Raw genomic sequence first — 16,286 nt, 5'->3', positions numbered from 1 at the left:
CGGGCATGGCGTCGCGCCTGGGACGATCTGAGCATGCGCGCAGCCGCGTCCGGCCTGAGTGCCGCCGGACAGGGCCACGGAACATGGCCGACCGGCACCGGCGCGTACAACGCAACGAGGGCGCATACCGCCGACAGCCCCGTCGACCACTCCTCCTGGTGGGAGGGAGGCACGAGCGAGCATCCCTCGAGTGACTGCTCCAGCGGCGGTTCCTCGTCCTGCGGCAGCTCGTCATCCTGCGGGAGCAGCTCGTCTTCATGTGGGAGCAGTTCGTCGTCGTGCAGCAGCTCCTGCTGACCGTAGGGCTTAGCTGCGACCGATTCAGCTGCGCGTGGGCGGAGCCGGCAGCTTCAGGTAGGGGCGAGCGATGTGAGCGCGGAGCCGTTTAGGCGACTCCACGTCCGGCGATTCCACGTCCGCCAGGGAAGGCAGCCGATGCCGGCCCAGTTTGTCGAGCGCTGTCCTCCATTGCTGCTCACCGATCGCCCCCGAAGTGGTCGCGGATCTCATCGCTGCAGTCGTCCGCGCCGACCTTGCTCCGGGAGAAGGCCAGTACGCCGTCGTCCGTGCCTTGCTGCTTGGCCTTGGCCAACTGCGTCTCGATGTCCGCGATGTACTCGGCGCACTCGGGGCTGACGGGCTCCTCGGGGCGCGGGTCCGGTGCCGAGGCGGCGTTCAGCCCGGCGGTGGCGGCGATGCCCACCCCGCACAACAGCACCCACCCAGCGACCCACGCGCGGCGGCTGATCCGTATCGGCTCGGGCATGCATGCATCCTACGGGCGCTACGGGATCGCCCGCGATGCTCCGACCGCGAGGTCTCAGCGCAGCCGGCGCACCCGCAGCACCAGGTCGTCGGTGTGGTGCGTGCCGGCACCACCCTCGGGCGCCACGCGCGGCCGTTGCTCGTTCGCCTCCACCTCCCAGTCGCCGTCCAGGAGATCGGCGACCATCGAGGGCCAGACGTAGTCGGCCGGGTCGAAGCCGCTCTCGTGCGCGTGTTGGGTGTCCATCCCCGCGTGATGCACGAGCAGCAGCACGCCGCCGGGCGCCACGGCTGCGAGGAGCGCGCGCTCGGCTGCGGCGTCGGGGGTGCGCAGCAAGGCCGGGTATTGCGCGGACACCAGGTCGAAGGAGGCCGGTGGGAGCACCGCGTCGGTGAGCGCAGCATGTACCCACTGAACGTCGACTCCGGCATCCCGCGCGTGCCCGGCTGCCCGCTCCAGCGCCACGCCCGAGACATCGAGCGCGGTCACGTCCCACCCACCCCGCGCGAGCCAGATGGCGTCTGCCCCTTCCCCGCAGCCGACGTCGAGCACGCGCCCGGGTGTGAGCGCGGCGACCTCGGCCATGAGGGCGCCGTTGGGCCGGCCGCTCCACAACTGGTGTCGGTCGGCGTAACGGTTGTCCCATTCCGCCCGCACCGCCGGGTCGCCGACGTATCCGTCGGTAGGCGATGGGCTGTCAGGCGCGGGCGATCCTGCTGCTGCGGTGTCATCGGTCATGGGCCCACGGTCGCCGACCGAGTCGCGGTTCTGCCACTCCCGTTGCCGATCCGGCAAACGGCGTTGCGACTGAGCTGCAGGTGCAGATGACGCGGTCTCGGGTGACCTTACGTAGTTGGGCAGGCAGAGCCCACCCCGTTGCCCATGGCGATGAAAGGCCGTTCGACCTGCACTCCCGGCCCGGGGATCGTGGCCGGCCGCCCTGAAGGCGCTGCGGCGACCTACAGACCGAGGGTTGTTATGACCGCCGTCATGATGGATGCTGCCTCTCGGCGTTCGCTGCAGCCGAGCAGGACGAGCCGGGAGGGCCTGAAGATGATGAGCGAAAGCGTCGCACGGGCGATGTGGGAAAGGTTCGAACCGGTCCACCAGCTGGTCTACTTCACCCCCGAGGTGCGCGAGGCCGCGGAGGGTCTCGGATTGCACGGCTACTGGATGGGCTATTTCGCCCTGCGTGCGGCGCCTCTCGGCACGGTTCCCGCCTCCGTCGTCACCAGCTGCTTCTACGTCTTCCACCCCGACCGGGCGGCGAGCGCACTGCCGGACGCCTGGGCTCTCGCATCTCCGCAGCAGGTGATCGAGGCACGCGAGCAGGCCGTGGACGCCGCGATGAAGAGCCTTTTCGGTCCGGACGTCGTCGCCTCCGCCGAACTGGCCGAGGCCGCCGACCTCGCCTGGGAGGCCGCCGGCGCCGCGGACACAGCGGGACGGGTGCTCGGCGCAGCCAACCAGGCCCTGCCCCGCCCGGCCCAGCCGCACGTCAGGCTCTGGCAGGCTGTGACCACGCTGCGCGAACACCGTGGCGACGGCCATGTAGCCGTGCTGGTGGGCCGTCGTCTGGGACCGGTCGAGGCGCTGGTGCTCAAGAGCGCGACAGGGGAAACCGACGCCGAGTTCCAGCGCCGCGTCCGTCAGTGGGACGTCGTGGAATGGAGTGCGGCGCAGGCGAAGTTGCGCGAGCGCGGCTGGATCGACGAGGAGGGGCGCCTCACCGAGGCCGGGGCGGCTGCTCACGAGCAGATGGAGGCGGACACGGACGCGGCGGCCCTCGCGCCGTGGCAGGCTCTGGGCGTCGACGCCACCACCCGCCTCGCCCACCTGCTCGAACCGCTCGCACGACGCATCCTGGACTCCGGAATCATCCCAACCGGTAACCCGGTCGGACTCACGGAGGGCACGTGGAACTCCACGGGTCGATCTCCGGTTGGCGGGTGCACCTGACCGGTCAGGATCCGGGGGACACGCGACCCAGCATCGTCGCGTCGGCCATTCCGCTTCCACTTTGCCGTCGGCTTGGGCCACTCATACGGGAACCGGACTCCACTGAACTGTTTGACATCCTCAGCGAGCACGTAACGCCCGAATAGATGGCGGGCGCGGTGAACGTCTCATCCGATCCCGGCCGACGCACAGTCTGAGCTTCCTTCACGAGTACGTGGAGTCCGGCTTCGAGATGGTGATGCTGCACGACGTGGGCCGTGCACGGAGTGCGCGCATCGACGCGTTCGGCGCCGAGCACACCTGGCCGTACGGCCGAGCCAGGGCACGCCAGGGTGAGATTTCGGGGAGTCGGTCCACGACCCGGGGGCGGCCGCCAGGATGAGCCGGGTGACCACCAGAACCCCAGACCTTTGGCATCACTACGGCCGGGCCCGCGCCACTCGCGACCGCGCGGTCCCCGGCGCTTTCTACTGGAGGTGGAGCCAGGACGCCGGGCCCGGCTCCGAGATCCTCGGGGAACTGACTGGCCGCTGTGTGGGCGACCTCGGCGCCGGCGCAGCCCAGCACGCAGCACATCTGGCGGTTCATCACCAGCCGGCCCGGGTCGTCGCCATCGACGCCTCGCCCGCACAACACGCCATGGCAACCGACCTCTACGCCCACCTCGCGCCAGGTCTGCAGATCGTGCAGTCCGACGTGGTGCCCCACCTGCACGCGATGACCCGCGCGTACGACGTGCTGTACAGCGTCTTCGGCGCCTTGGACTTCACCGAACCACACGAGGTGCTGCCGGCCGCGGCCGCAGCGCTCAAGCCAGGCGGTCGACTTGTGTACTCCACTCTCGCCCAGTACCTGAACGGGACGCCCGCTCAGCCCGAAGCTGTCGGTGCCGACATCCCGGCAAGGACGCCGGAGGGGGAAGCGACCACGATGCGCCGCTGGGTCCTCCAGGAGCATGTATGGACCGAGCTGCTGGACGCGGCCGGATTCATCAACGTCACCGTCGACGTACTGCCTGCCGCTACCGGCGGGCAGCGCACCGCCGACACACTGCTGGTGAGCGCGTACCGCCCGTCCTAACGGTCGCCCCGCAGTGCTTGCTCAGAGTTCCGGGAAGGGCGGCGCCTCATCCATGACCCGCAGCAAATTCCGGGCTGGGGCTGCTTCTTCCGGCCTCACAGACGAGGCAAGCTCTTCGAGAACGGGCCGACCTGTGTACACGGCGGCCCTGGCGGCCTCCTCCCAGCCTGGTTGCTCTTGGTAGCTCGTGTAGTTCTTTTGGTCCCTCGCCGCCGCGGCGGCGGAGTGCCATTGCTCGGTCCGGTAGATGCTCGCCAGCAGGTCCATCAACTCGGCTTTGCACGGTACGTGCGGGGCCCCGACAAGTTCCAGGAGGAACGGGACAGTCGTGGCCGTCACCTCGCCGATTACGAATCCCAACGCACAAACACGGTCGCCGAGTTCATCGATGGCGAGACGGGCGGTGGCCTCATCTGCATGCGCGATGCGGGATAACAGAGAAGGGATGCCCACAGCCGGAGCTTCTGCTGCGTCACGCAGCTCTCCCCATCTGATCCGGGAAACGCCCTTCAGCAGGCTTCCCACCGCGCGGCCTCCTCTTCGCACTCTTGTCGTCTCCGTCGACGCCTTGCAGAAGTGATCGTCATCGAGCGTTGTGTCGTTACCGATGGGTGGGGGCTCTCCGGCGGCCAGACGATCAAGCCGCTGACATGACCGGACGGGCATCCCAGAGCTCTGTCCAGCCGGTCCAGCCAGTCGTCTACCTCGTCGTCTGAGACGTAGTCGACGTCAATGATCCGCTGCACGAGTGCGGACGCCTCTGCGCGACTCATGTCCACAGGTCTCATCACGTCCCTTCACCAAGGGAGCCTACGGATACGCGCGACAGACCGGACAGCTCCGGGGGTGATGGCGCGGATGCCGCTCTGGCGACCTGTCCAGTGCCCTGCCGAGTAGCCCGGGAGCACTGGCACAAGAGGGCTGACCAGCGGTGGCGATGGGTCCCGGCGCGCGGGAGGTTCCGCCCCGAGGCCCTGCTGACCACCGTCCCTGGTGGTACGCCCCGGCTCACCACCGCCGGAGGAGTGGTACGGCGTGCCAACGCGCGTTAGCTCATAGCGCACCAGGAGCGAGCTAGTTATGGGTGCCCCTGAAGCTCCAGCCCATGTGACCTGGTGCACAGGGCGGCTCTGGCAAGTGGGCAGGTGCGCGCCCTCAGTCGGGAGGCGAGGCAGGGGCACGGGTACCGTCCTTCTGGGCCGGATGGCCGCGACACATGAACCGACGTAGGACTGGGCGCACCCTAGGCGCGCCGACGGTGGGGGTGGAATGGGAGTCGCGACGACAACGGTGCACGCGGTGAACGGCTTGACCGCGCGGTGGGCGGGTGTCTCGGAGGACGGCACGGCCTTCTCGGCCGCGGGGGTGTGGCCGCTGCTGGCCCACTTGGCCGACGCGGCCGAGGGCGCGGCGCGGGTCGAACTGGCGGAGGCTCTCGGCCTCCCCGCCGGGCAAGCGAGGGACGCTGCGAGCGAGTTGCTCGCGGCGATGAACGCCATGCGGGGACTGGACACAGCTCTGGGGCTGTGGACGAAGCGGACGCTGGAGCTGAGGGAGGAATGGGAAGCGGGCCTGCCTGCCGACGCCCAGGGGGTACTCACGGGGGACCCCGTGGCCGACCACCAAGCGCTGGACGCCTGGGCGGTGAAGCGGACGGGCGGGCTGATCGACCGCATGCCGGTCACGCTGGCCGAGGACACGGAAATGGTGCTGGCGAGCGCGCTGACCATGCGCACGCAGTGGCTGAGCCCTTTCCAAGAGGTGGATTTGGAGACGGCGTACGAGCCATGGGCCGCCAAGCCGCGGCTGGGCCTGCGGCGCTCCAGCGCCGTGCTGGACCGGGTCGGGGTGGCGGACACACCCGGCGGATACGTAACCGAGCTGAAGGTACTGGGGAACAACGCCCTGGACGTGCACCTGCTGCTCGGTGAGGAGGACATGAAGCCGGTGCAGGTGCTGGAAGCCGGGGTCGACATCCTCGCCGGCCGGTGCGCGGTCGTGCCGGGACCGCGGCTGCCCTTTGGGAACGTGGGCCCTGGCCTGCTGGTGGAGAAGGTGCGCCGCACGCGGCCCGTGCCACCGTCGCTCGACGTGACGACCGTGGCGTACCACATGAGCGCAAGCCACGATCTGTTGGCGCTCCACCGGTTGTTCGGGCTTACGACGGCACAGGACACCTCGCGCGGACACTTCCCCGGCGTCAGCGACTTCCCGCTCGCCATAGGGTCGGCCAAGCAGAACATCATGGCGAAGTTCGGCGCGCGGGGTTTTGAGGCCGCCGCGGTGACTGCGTTCAGTGCAGTAGCCGGGGGCGTACCCGACGTCCGGTACGTGACGACCCGTATCAGGGCCGCCTTCGACCGGCCATTCGCCTTCCTCGCCCTGCATCGTCACACGCGGCTCGTGCTGACGGCGGGCTGGGTCACGGATCCGCTGCCGTTCCCGGAGGATGACTGAGAACCGCTGTGAACTCCGGGTTCACTTGCGGTGACGGACCGAAGCAGGTGGCCGCTCCGGTCCGTCACCGACGCTCCGGCCCCCGGCACCGGCATTGTCACCTGGTCGTCGGGGCGTGCCTCTGCATCTCTCCTACGGGCCTCCGCCAGTCAGCAGCGCCGGATCTGCTGCTGCCACACACTCGGGTTGCCGGTGTTGAGGTACCAGTCGTTGACGTAACCCGACCGCACCCCCAGGTCGATGAGCATCCTGTAGCGGTAGTTGGGGTTGTCCGCTGCTCCGTCACCGGTCGTCCAGCAGGTGAGGCCGACCTCGTCACCGTTGAGAAGCGTCCCGTGGGGGACGTTTGCGTACCCGTATCCCGGACCGGTGCGCATCTGCAGCCAGGAGCCCGGGTCGATGCCGGTCACCGTCGTGCAACTTGTCATGTCCCCGGAGATGCTGCACCGGTGGATGGCGGCGTCCGCGGGCGTCGCCAGGCCCAGCACAGCGGCGGCGGTGGCCAGCGCGGTGATGAGAGCACCCGTGCGACGGGGTCGAAGTGTCATGGGGATCTACGTCCTCTTGGGTATCCGGGCACCAGGTGTGTCCAACTGGTCCGTCATGCCCGGCAGGCGTGGGATGACCAGGTCCCTGACAGTTGTCAGGGGGCCGCGCACGGCCTCACCGCTTCCGCGCTCTTGCGACGACACCCTCATGTCGGTGTCGTTCATCGGTGAGACGGGCCTGTACCCGGTGCTCAGGAGCCAGGCCGGCCGCAAAGGCGGCGTGACTCGGCCTTGCGCTGCTGGACGCCCTGGCAGCGGCCACCAGCAACGCTTTCCGACATCGGCCGCCATACCGTCGCTCCAGCGCTTGGAGAGTCATCCCATCAAGCGGAGTGGATGGTCGGCTGATTCCCCACTCGCCTGCTGCTATGGCGCGTCAGTGGACCAGGCCCGAGCCGCGAAGCCGAAGGACAAGCCCGGAGTTGAGCGACCCACGCCCCATGTCCGCGACTCGTAGTGGAGTGAGCGGACCTTCACCTCGCTGGGGCACACGCGAAGCCGCTGTGCGCGTTCGAGGCGGTAGAGACCGTATGCCCAGCTTCTGTTGCCGGAGGGGCCGTTCGTACTAGCCAGATGGTCGAAAGCGACGGTCGGCTCGGGTACCGACAGCAGTGGTGCGTACACGTCAGGCCAATGCCATGCTCAGGGACAAGAAGTACGACGCCGGCCGGGGAGAGGAGACCGGCGTCGTCAATGCAGCTGCTGCGCTGGGTCTTCAGTCGGCTCGCTACCACCACCGCTGCCGTGCCGTCCGCCTCGCCACCGGTTACTGCGGTCCTCGATCCAGATGATGACGTGATGCACATGCACACAGCCCTGGACGCTCACCACACCTCGCTGTCCGGCCGGATCACCCTGCACCCCCGGCATAGGCACCACCGGCGAGGCCGGCCCCGCTCACGCCCTGCTGACCTCACTGGCCACCGGCGCCGCAGTGCGGGGCCTGGTAACGCCCGCGAACACCGTCATCTGCCGGTGCAGCGCTCTTTCCGCTGTTGCCGCCCCGTCTGCGAAGAAGAGGGCGAGTGAAGGGCGGGGGTGACTGACTCTTGAACAGTGCCCCATCCGACGGACTTGCTGGAAAGGTGCTGGCTCGGCGGTTCGCGGGTGGGTGAAGCAGGCCGCGCAGGGGCCAGAGGGCGCTCCTGCTTCCCTGGACATGAGCGCCTCCCTGGCCAATGGCTCGAGGCTTCAGCGCTGGAGTTGAGAAGGCAGCGGCACCCAGCGGCGCGGGGCGCCACGATCCGCGACCTCCCGGCCGTCGTGGATCCTCAGTCCGGCCGCGGCACAGGCGTAGGCGAGTGTGTCGGCGTCGTGCGGGAAGGTGGACCGGCGCTGCCAGAAGCGGAAGTGCCAGTGCGTGGCCGGGTCGGGCCTGTCCGGATAGAGGCCTATTTCCTCATGCTCGACGACTTCGCCGTCGCGGGCCATGGTGCCGAACGTCCCGCCCTTGGGGTTGAAGTAGATTCCGTAGGCGGCGGTGCCCGCCGATATGGCCCGCAGTACGGCGTCGTCGCTCGGCATGTAGCCGTCCTGCGTGATCGCGCAGCCGCCGGGGGCCCCGGGCACGCTCGTTACGCCCACGTAGCGGAGGGACTCGTCGTAGTCCATCGGATCGAAGGGCGCATGCTCGGAGTCTGCCTTCGGGCACCGCGCGGGGTCTGCGCCGAGCCGCCGGATCACCTCGTCCTCGCTCAGTCCCTGCACGAAGCAAATGCCGAGCCCTTCGGTCCACAGTTCCTGGTCGCCGAAGGCCGCGATGAGCGCGTCCGCCGCTGTGAACGCCTCGGCTTCCTCGGCGGGCAGCTCCACCGCCCCAGGCAGATCCGCGACGAGTGGAGCGAGCGACGTGGTCAGCAGCAGCCGGCCCGGGGACCACGGTCCGCTCTGCGGCGTCCACGCATCGGCCCCGGCGTCGATCAGCGCTCTGACACTGCCCTCGTCTACGCTGCAGGCGGCGTACCACAGCGGTGTGTGTCCGTCGTCGTCGCGTGCGTCGACTTCCGCGTCATGCGACAAGAGCGCGTCGACCGCTTCCGCTGCCCCCTGTTCCGCCGTCAGATGCAGTGGAGTGGTGCCACGCCATCCGACGCGGGCGTCGGGCGGTGCCCCTGCGTCCAGCCGTGCACGGATCAGGGCCGCGTCCTCCCAGTCCTGGTAACCCAGTTGCTGCCAGTCGGCCCGCGGCACATAGCGCCTGCTGGCTTCCTCCTGGCGGCGCAGCATCTCGCGCTGGTGCCGAGTCAAGGGCGGGGCCAGGAAAGCAGGCGGTCCGCTCACCTCCATGTACCCGAAGGCGCCCGGCTGCTCTGACGGATCCGGCGGCTCGAGCGTCGGCCAGACCTCGAGCACCCGCCTCGACGCGGCATGGAGGGCCGCCACGTCGACCGAGGTGCGGGTTTCGGCAATACCCTCGTCCGGCCACTCCACCACCAGCTGAGCCTCTCCGGCAGGTGGGATCTCTGCCAGATACAGGTCGACGTCGGTCTTGAAGAGGGACCGTCGCGAATGGTGTAATCCGGCATCCAGCGGGATCAGCCCGACCGCTTGCGGTGTGGAAGCCACGGTCACCTGTCCCTGCGCACCGGTGAACTCCACCCTCCGGTCTGTCGTGCCGTCCAGCGAGGTCACCCGGCGGCCGTCGGAGAACAGCAGGCCCACCCGCAACCCGGACTGCCGTCCGGCAGCCGCGCTGTGGTGGCGGGTCCTACGGAAGACCGCCAGATGCAGGGTGGCAGCCTGCGGCCACACCGACCATCCCGTAAGCAGCACCTTCGTGTCCGGACCGGCGCCGAGCACCTCAAGCTGCGGCAACAGCGCAGGAGCGAACCAGTCAACCGGCGGCGCGTACCGCCCTGCGTCCTCTCCCGGCGGGCCCAGCCGGACCAATACCGTCCGCTCGGCGGCCGGTTCCTCCGGTAACACCAGATCGTCGAAGAATCCCATACACCGATCGTGGCAGAGGGGTCTGACAGTGAGGATGTACGCGGCATCGCTCGGGGGTCTGGCCGCAACCCGGAGACGCAGTCATTCGGGACTACGTCGGCCGGATACGAACAGCTGCTGGCCTGTTTCCGGGCCCGGGGCGACGTCATCGCGGTCGGAATGGAAGGCACCGGAACCTACGGCGCCGAACGCGACTGTGTTTAGGCTTGCCCGGTCAGAACGTGCACGGCCCTCGCCGCCCGGACCTCGGCATACCTCACACCCGGGCGCTCGGGCGAACCGACCGGCCCGAGGAACTGCTCAACCGAACGGCCCCGCCTCAAGGCTCCGATGATGAAAGGCTCCACCAAGTAGCGCATCGGGGCACAGTACGACCCAGCCACGACAGCCGACCAGAAAGCCGCTGAGTTCGGGGACTTGCCCACTGTCACCGGCCTGCAAGGCCGTTCACTGCTGTCGCAGGGCCCCGTGCATCCGGCGGAGGCGGTCCATGGAGCGACGGCGCATCCACAGGACCCATGAGCACAGCATGACCATGCCGACCGCGAAGAGAAGGGGGAAGACGAGGGACCCACTGACGGCCCCCAGGACGAAGATGCCGACCACGACGAGGCCCATAACGCCGAGCCAGTACGGCAGCCACTTGCCCGCCCGCTCCATCTGGCCAAGCTGCTCGGCGACCAGCCGTCGCATGGCCGCCTGCTGCTGGGGGTCCTGCGGCACCTCATGGTGTCGGATCTTCCGGTTCAGATCGGCCAGTCCGCCCGCGTCGGTGCCCACGGCTCGGGCGGCCCGGCGGCGCTGGACGGCCAGAACCGCGACGGCGACCCCGGTGTAGAGAGCGCTGTGGAACACCCAGAGCGCGGGGTGCTCGTCCTTGCGGAACAGTGCCGTGATGCCCAGTCCCAGCAGGAACACCAGGGTCGCCTGCGCGGTCAGACTGCGGTCGAGTAAGCGCTTGAGCGAGAGCACAGCGCAGACCTCCTTGTAAGGGAGTCGGGACAGCGTCGTCGTCTCCCGGATACCCCGCCTTCCCCCGATCATCGAGGCCGTGCGGACGAGAACGGAGAGGCTTCCCCCAACGTGGTCCGTAGGCGGGAGTTGACACCACTCGATGCTCGGAGCGGGCAACACCCGGGTTTGCCGGCGACGGTGGGCGGTTTACATGGCCAACCTCCCGCCGACTGCACCTCTCGCTGTCGTGCGTGTAACGCCGTCTGCCGGATGGAGTCGGCCTGAGGCTCGTCGGTACCTGTTGTTCGGCCAGGCTGGCCGGACCGGTCAGACCGGTCCGGCCGCTTGGGTTTGCGGTGTGGGCGGGGCAGGCTGCTGTGCGCGGCTGCGGATCCGGACGGTCATCGTGCTGGCGCAGCCGGCCAGGATGCCGAAGACGAGAGCCGCCGACACGCCTTGACCTATGGAGACGTAGTAGAGCAGGGGGCCACCGGTGCTGCCCTGAAAAGAGAGCAGCGAGTGCCAGAGTCCGTTCACCACCACGCCCAAGGTGGTGGCGGCGACGGCGCCGAGCGAGTAGGCGGGGTAGGTGACGCGGTCGAGCAGTACGGGCAGCAGCCGTAGCCCCCACCAGACCAGGGCGAGCAGCGCCACGTCGCCGAGCCGGTACAGCAGCCAGCGCCCGGGAGCGGAGGCGGTGGGCAGGGTCCAGGCGCTGAGCTGGATCCACAGCCGCAGCAGATCACCCGGCTCAGACAGCCGCCCGCTGCCCGTGAACCCGGTTTGGATCCGCCCGGCCACCCGGTCGTTGGACAGGACGGCGAGGGCGATGGCGACCACTGCGGTGCCCACGGTCGCGGCCAGCCGCGCGGTGGCCGCGGCCGGCACAGACCGGCCAGGCCGGGGTGTCACCTCGGGCTGCAGCAGGGTCATGAGGCCGACGGTGCCCACGGCGGCGACCAGGGCAGCACCCACCGGCAGTTCACGGCCCTGGGACATGGCACTCGCGAGGTTGGGCAGCAGCCGGAACGCGGCCGAGCCGCCGGAAGCGACCATCCAGGGCGCGGACACAGTGACGGCGAGCATGGCCGCAACGATTCCCCAGCCCCACAGGGCCGCCACGGCGACGACTTTGCGCCCGGCGCCGCGGTTCGACAGCCGACGCAGCAGTGGCAGCGCGCCGCACGTGAAGAGCAGGACGAGCGCGGCGTAGCGCACCCGCATGGCGGTCTCTCTCAGAGCCGCGTAGTCCGCCCCGTGGCCGGGTGCGCCCGTGGGGTCCGTGAACTGGGCTGATGACGGGGCGTCGGTCGACCAGGGCATGGTCCAGGCGACCAGGCGGTTCGCCTGGTCGGGGCCGAAGAACCGTGTGGCGCCGGGCAGGCTGAGTGCGTGGGCGCTGGTCCCCGCCCACCACAGCAGCCCCGCCAGTAACAGTGCACCGAAAACCGCAGGTCCGAGCACACGCCGATACGACATCGTCCGTTTCCCATCCGCCCGCCCGCGCGGACCTCAGCCGCCGCTCGCCGACGCGCGGGTTTCCATCCGTCTGGTCGACGGATGCATGACAATGACCTCAGAAGTATCAGATTTCCGGAGCGCGGTGCACCCCGGGCAGGGCGACGCTCGGGACGCCAGTCCGTGGCCTGACCGCCATGCGGCGCGACTGACCAGTGCAGCGACTCCTCGTTCGACCGGCGACCTTCGTGTGGGCACTCCGGTTCCGATGGCGATCGACGACCCCGGGCTCCCGGCGGGCACCTCAGGTGTGGTTGTGGTTGAGGTCGTGTACGACGACGATGCAGCCGAGGTTGTGGGCGCCCTTCCATGAGCCGAAGTGCTCGGGCAGGTCCATTCACGGCGTGCCGGAGCGGTACTTGACCGCAGTCGCGTCGATCACTTGCCGGTGATCACACCACCGCCCACCCGCCGAGGGCTTCGCTCCGCGTGTCAGAGCCGCCCATGGGCGTGCATGATCCCGCCGGCCGACGTGGTCCGCGCGGAGGGCCGTCCGCGCGGACTTCTGATGTCGCGGTCGCTCACCGTCCGCAACGGATCTCACCGAACCCGGCCCGTGCCGCCGGTGCGGCCGAAGGGTCTGAACCAGTACCGGGAATCAGGCCGCGACGAGCTCCTGCTCGCGGGCCGGCGTTTTCACCTTGGGCTCCTTGTTCGGCAGCGAGAGCCTGAAGACCTTGCGCCACGCGGAGAACACCTGCTTGGGCAGCGGCCCGGTGACGTACTCCAGCTCGTACTTTTCGAACAGGGCGCGCACCTTCACGGCGACCTCGGCGTACCGGTTGCTCGGCAGGTCAGGGAACAGGTGGTGCTCGATCTGGTGCGACAGGTTGCCGGTCATGAAGTGCATGGCCTTGCTGCCGCTGATGTTCGCCGAGCCCATCATCTGGCGCAGGTACCACTGGCCGCGCGTCTCGCCCTTGATCGACCGGCGCTCGAAGACCTGCACGCCCTCGGGGAAGTGCCCGCACATGATCACCGAGTGGGACCAGATGTTGCGGACGAGGTTCGCTGTGAACGTGGCGGCGAGCGTGGGGAGGAACGACGGACCCGACAACAGCGGGTGGATCACGTAGTCCTTGAGCACCTGCTTGCGGATCTTGCGGCCCACGGCCCTGGCCCGCGCGCGGAACTCCGGGTTGTTGCGGCGGCGCTTGTGCAGGTTCTTGCCGAGCTCCAGGTCGTACGCTGCGATGCCGTACTCGAAGAAGCAGGCGTTGATGAAGTTCCACAGCGGCTGGCCGAGGTGGATCGGGTGCCACTTCTGGTCCTCGTCGACGCGCATGATGCCGTAGCCGAGGTCGTTGTCCTTGCCGATCACGTTGGTGTACGTGTGGTGCAGCTCGTTGTGCGAATGCTTCCACTGGTCGGCCGGCGAGACGTGATCCCATTCCCAGGTGGTGGAGTGGATCTTCGGGTCCCGCATCCAGTCCCACTGGCCGTGCAGGATGTTGTGGCCGATCTCCATGTTGTCCATGATCTTCGCCACGGACAGCCCGGCGGTCCCGATCAGCCACGCGGGCGGGAAGATCGAGAACAACAGCACGCCCCTGCTGACCAGTTCGAGCTTGCGCTGCGCCGAGATGACCTTGCGGATGTAGGCGGCGTCCTTCTCACCGCGACTCGCGATCACCTCGTCGCGGATCGCGTCCAGCTCGCGGCCGAGCTCCTCGATCTGCTCCGCGGTCAGGTGGGCAGTGGGGTCGATGGCGGTCAAGGTGCTCCTACCGTTCGATGTCGCAAGGGCCCGCCGCGGCGGACACGCAGGTCTGGATGAGGACGCCCGGCTCGGCCTCGGTGATCTCGCCGGTGCGCAGGTCGCGGACGGCGCCCGCCTTGAGCGGTGTGACGCAGCCGAAGCAGATGCCCATGCGGCACCCGGACGGCATGAGCACGCCGGCCTCCTCGCCGACGTCCAGCAACGGCGTGGTGCCGTCCGCGTCGACGGTCTTGCCGGTGGTGCTGAACGTGACCTCGCCACCGTCGCCGGCGGCGACGATGCTGGGGCGGAAGCGTTCTACGTGCAGGCGCTCCGGGACGCCGTGCTCGCTCCAGTGCTTTTCGGCGGCGTCGAGCAGGCCCGCCGGCCCGCAGGCCCAGGTCTCGCGCTCGGCCCAATCGGGCACGAGTTCGTCGAGACGGGCGATGTCGAGCATGCCGTCCGTGTCGGTGTGCAGCTCGGTGAGACTCAGCTTCTTGTCCGCGACCAGGCCGTGCAGCTCGTCGCGGAAGATCACGTCGTGCGGCTGTGGCGCGGAGTGGACCATGACGACGTCGTCGAACTCGGTGTCGCGCAGCATGCCCATCACAGGCGTGATGCCGCTGCCGGCCGTCAGGTAGAGCACCTTGGCGGGCTTGGCCTCCGGCAGCACGAAGTCACCGGTCGCCTGGTCGAGCTGGATCAGCGTGCCCGGTTTCACCCTGCGGACCAGGTGGCTGCTGACCTTGCCGTCCGGGATCGCCTTCACGGTGATCGTGATGCGGCCGTCCTGGCGGTTCGTCGGCGAGGTGAGCGAGTAGGCACGCCACAGGCGCACCCCGTCGACATCGACCCCGATCCGCACGTACTGACCGGCTGTGTGGCCGCGCCAGCCCCGCCCCGGCCTGATCACGATGGTCGCGGCGTCACCCGTCTCGGGGTGCACGGCCTCGATGCGCCCACGCAGGTCAGCGCCGGCACGCAGCGGGCTGACCAGGTCGAGGTAGTCCGACGGCAGCAGCGGCGTCGTGACCATCTCGAGCAGTTTCCACGCCCTGCTGCGGAGGGGTGTACTCGTCATGACTCCAGCTTGCTGTGCCTCAGGGTGTAAAGTCCTGACCGCAGGACGTAAATCTGATCGACCGAATTGTTCGCAGGGAACAAAAGCGTGAGCCATGCAATCCGGAGGGCCAGCGAACTGGCCTTGGATGAGACGACGGTCACCGCATTGCGGGCCGCGCTGAAGACCACCGCCGACGAGGTCGTCCAGGCGATCATCGATGAGGTCCCTTCCTACGCCAACGCCCTTTCGGGCAGCATGGGCGGCACCATCCGGCGAGCCGTCCGCACCGCCCTGGGGCACTACCTGGACCTCGCGAGCGGGAACGCCACGGGCGGCCACGGCGGTGACGCAGCCTACGAGCTGGGCCGCGGCGAGGTGCGCGACGGCCGTTCGATGGACGCCCTGCTCAGCGCCTACCGCGTCGGCGCCCGCGTGGCCTGGCGAGGCCTGGCTGCGGGTGCCGTACCCGCAGGTCTGCCCGCCGCCGAGGTCGCCAAGTTCGCCGAGCTGACCTTCGCCTACATCGACGAGCTCTCCGCCGCGAGCGCCGCGGGCCACGCCGACGAACTGGCCGCCCAGGGCCGGGCCCACGAGCGCCACCTGGAACAGCTGGCCCGCGACCTCCTCGCCGGCGCGAGCCCGGACGTGTTGCTCGCCTCTGCTCAACGAGCCGGGTGGCAGGCTCCGGTCACGCTGACCGCGGTCCTGCTGCCCGCCGCGCAGGCCCGGCCTGCCTACCGCGCGCTCGACCCGAGCACCCTCGTCCTCGACGATCTGCCGGATGGCACCGGTGTGCTGCTCGTTCCTGACGCCGACCGATCACATCTGTTGCGGCAGCTGACCGACCGCACCGCCGTGGCCGGCCCGGCCCGGCCATGGACGCGTGCCTCCGCCTCGTACGCACGAGCCGCACGCGCGCGCTCCCTCTCCTCCGATATCCGCGACACCGAGGACCACCTGCCCGAACTGGTGCTGAGCGCCGACGCGGACGCGTTCGCGGACCTGCGTGCCCGAGCCCTCGCACCGTTGCGGACTCTGCCTGACGCGACCGCGCGGCGCCTGGAGGAGACGTTGCGGGCGTGGCTGCTGCACCAGGGCAGGCGGGACGAGGTGGCAGCGGCGTTGTTCGTCCATCCCCAGACGGTCCGCTACCGGATGTCGCAGCTGCGGGAACTGTTTCCGGATCTCGCATCCCCGCACCGGGTCCTTGAACTGACGCTGGCGGTCGGTCTTCGGGCCGGCTGACGCGTCCTTGCTGAACGTTTCAGCATGACGTTCGGAGTCGTCGTGAGCAGA

At 69.1% G+C, this 16,286-nt stretch carries 14 protein-coding genes; 4 read left to right on the top strand and 10 right to left on the bottom strand.

What is annotated here, in order from left to right:
• Positions 1-475 precede the first annotated feature (475 nt).
• A complete protein-coding gene (locus OO68_RS14495) occupies positions 476-766 on the bottom strand; it encodes a hypothetical protein (RefSeq protein WP_033308763.1) in 291 nt (96 codons plus the stop codon).
• A 54-nt stretch (positions 767-820) separates the two neighbouring features.
• A complete protein-coding gene (locus tag OO68_RS14490) occupies positions 821-1,504 on the bottom strand; it encodes a class I SAM-dependent methyltransferase (RefSeq protein ID WP_033308762.1) in 684 nt (227 codons plus the stop codon).
• Between the two features lie 315 nt (positions 1,505-1,819).
• Here OO68_RS14490 and OO68_RS14485 point away from each other — a divergent pair, with 315 nt between their 5' ends.
• Both OO68_RS14485 and OO68_RS14480 read left to right on the top strand, forming a co-directional pair.
• On the top strand, positions 1,820-2,725 hold the full coding sequence (locus OO68_RS14485) for an SCO6745 family protein (protein ID WP_245236975.1): 906 nt from the start codon (positions 1,820-1,822) through the stop codon (positions 2,723-2,725).
• A 378-nt stretch (positions 2,726-3,103) separates the two neighbouring features.
• Complete coding sequence (locus OO68_RS14480) at positions 3,104-3,805, top strand: methyltransferase domain-containing protein (protein WP_033308761.1); 702 nt, start codon at positions 3,104-3,106, stop codon at positions 3,803-3,805.
• Positions 3,806-3,826: 21 nt separating this feature from the next.
• On the opposite strand, the gene OO68_RS14475 is transcribed toward OO68_RS14480, so the two are convergent.
• A complete protein-coding gene (locus OO68_RS14475; protein WP_033308760.1) occupies positions 3,827-4,330 on the bottom strand; it encodes a hypothetical protein in 504 nt (167 codons plus the stop codon).
• Entirely contained in the window at positions 4,315-4,593 is a 279-nt protein-coding gene (locus tag OO68_RS48705; protein WP_403551637.1) for a hypothetical protein, read from the bottom strand. Before OO68_RS48705 ends, OO68_RS14475 begins: the two co-directional genes overlap by 16 nt.
• 481 nt (positions 4,594-5,074) lie before the next feature.
• Between OO68_RS48705 and OO68_RS14470 the strand changes: the two genes are divergently transcribed.
• Positions 5,075-6,262, top strand: coding sequence for a serpin family protein (locus OO68_RS14470; RefSeq protein ID WP_033308759.1), 1,188 nt, complete (start codon positions 5,075-5,077; stop codon positions 6,260-6,262).
• Between the two features lie 149 nt (positions 6,263-6,411).
• Here the strand turns inward: OO68_RS14470 and OO68_RS14465 are convergent, their stop codons facing one another.
• The 6 genes from OO68_RS14465 to OO68_RS14440 all read right to left on the bottom strand — a co-directional run bounded on the left by OO68_RS14465 (position 6,412) and on the right by OO68_RS14440 (position 15,008).
• The gene (locus tag OO68_RS14465; protein ID WP_033308758.1) at positions 6,412-6,810 is read right to left on the bottom strand and encodes a hypothetical protein; all 399 of its coding nucleotides are present in this window, start codon (positions 6,808-6,810) and stop codon (positions 6,412-6,414) included.
• Positions 6,811-8,001: 1,191 nt separating this feature from the next.
• Positions 8,002-9,756, bottom strand: a complete 1,755-nt coding sequence (locus OO68_RS14460) for an ankyrin repeat domain-containing protein (protein ID WP_033308757.1) — start codon at positions 9,754-9,756, stop codon at positions 8,002-8,004.
• 447 nt (positions 9,757-10,203) lie between these two features.
• A complete protein-coding gene (locus OO68_RS14455; protein WP_033308756.1) occupies positions 10,204-10,728 on the bottom strand; it encodes a hypothetical protein in 525 nt (174 codons plus the stop codon).
• Between the two features lie 309 nt (positions 10,729-11,037).
• Positions 11,038-12,189, bottom strand: a complete 1,152-nt coding sequence (locus OO68_RS14450; RefSeq protein WP_051814625.1) for a hypothetical protein — start codon at positions 12,187-12,189, stop codon at positions 11,038-11,040.
• A 637-nt stretch (positions 12,190-12,826) separates the two neighbouring features.
• Positions 12,827-13,945 (bottom strand): fatty acid desaturase family protein, encoded by a 1,119-nt coding sequence (locus OO68_RS14445; RefSeq protein WP_033308755.1) that lies wholly within the window; start codon positions 13,943-13,945, stop codon positions 12,827-12,829.
• A 7-nt stretch (positions 13,946-13,952) separates the two neighbouring features.
• On the bottom strand, positions 13,953-15,008 hold the full coding sequence (locus tag OO68_RS14440) for a ferredoxin reductase (protein ID WP_033308754.1): 1,056 nt from the start codon (positions 15,006-15,008) through the stop codon (positions 13,953-13,955).
• Positions 15,009-15,095: 87 nt separating this feature from the next.
• On the opposite strand from OO68_RS14440, the gene OO68_RS14435 reads away from it, so the two are divergent.
• On the top strand, positions 15,096-16,235 hold the full coding sequence (locus tag OO68_RS14435; protein ID WP_033308753.1) for a PucR family transcriptional regulator: 1,140 nt from the start codon (positions 15,096-15,098) through the stop codon (positions 16,233-16,235).
• The last annotated feature ends 51 nt before the right edge of the window (positions 16,236-16,286 follow it).

The sequence above is a fragment of the Streptomyces iakyrus genome, from assembly GCF_000717055.1.
Classification (GTDB): Bacteria; Actinomycetota; Actinomycetes; order Streptomycetales; family Streptomycetaceae; genus Streptomyces; species Streptomyces iakyrus.
The sequence above is the reverse complement of the archived record's forward strand: the minus strand, read 5'-3'. Positions and strand labels throughout refer to the sequence as shown.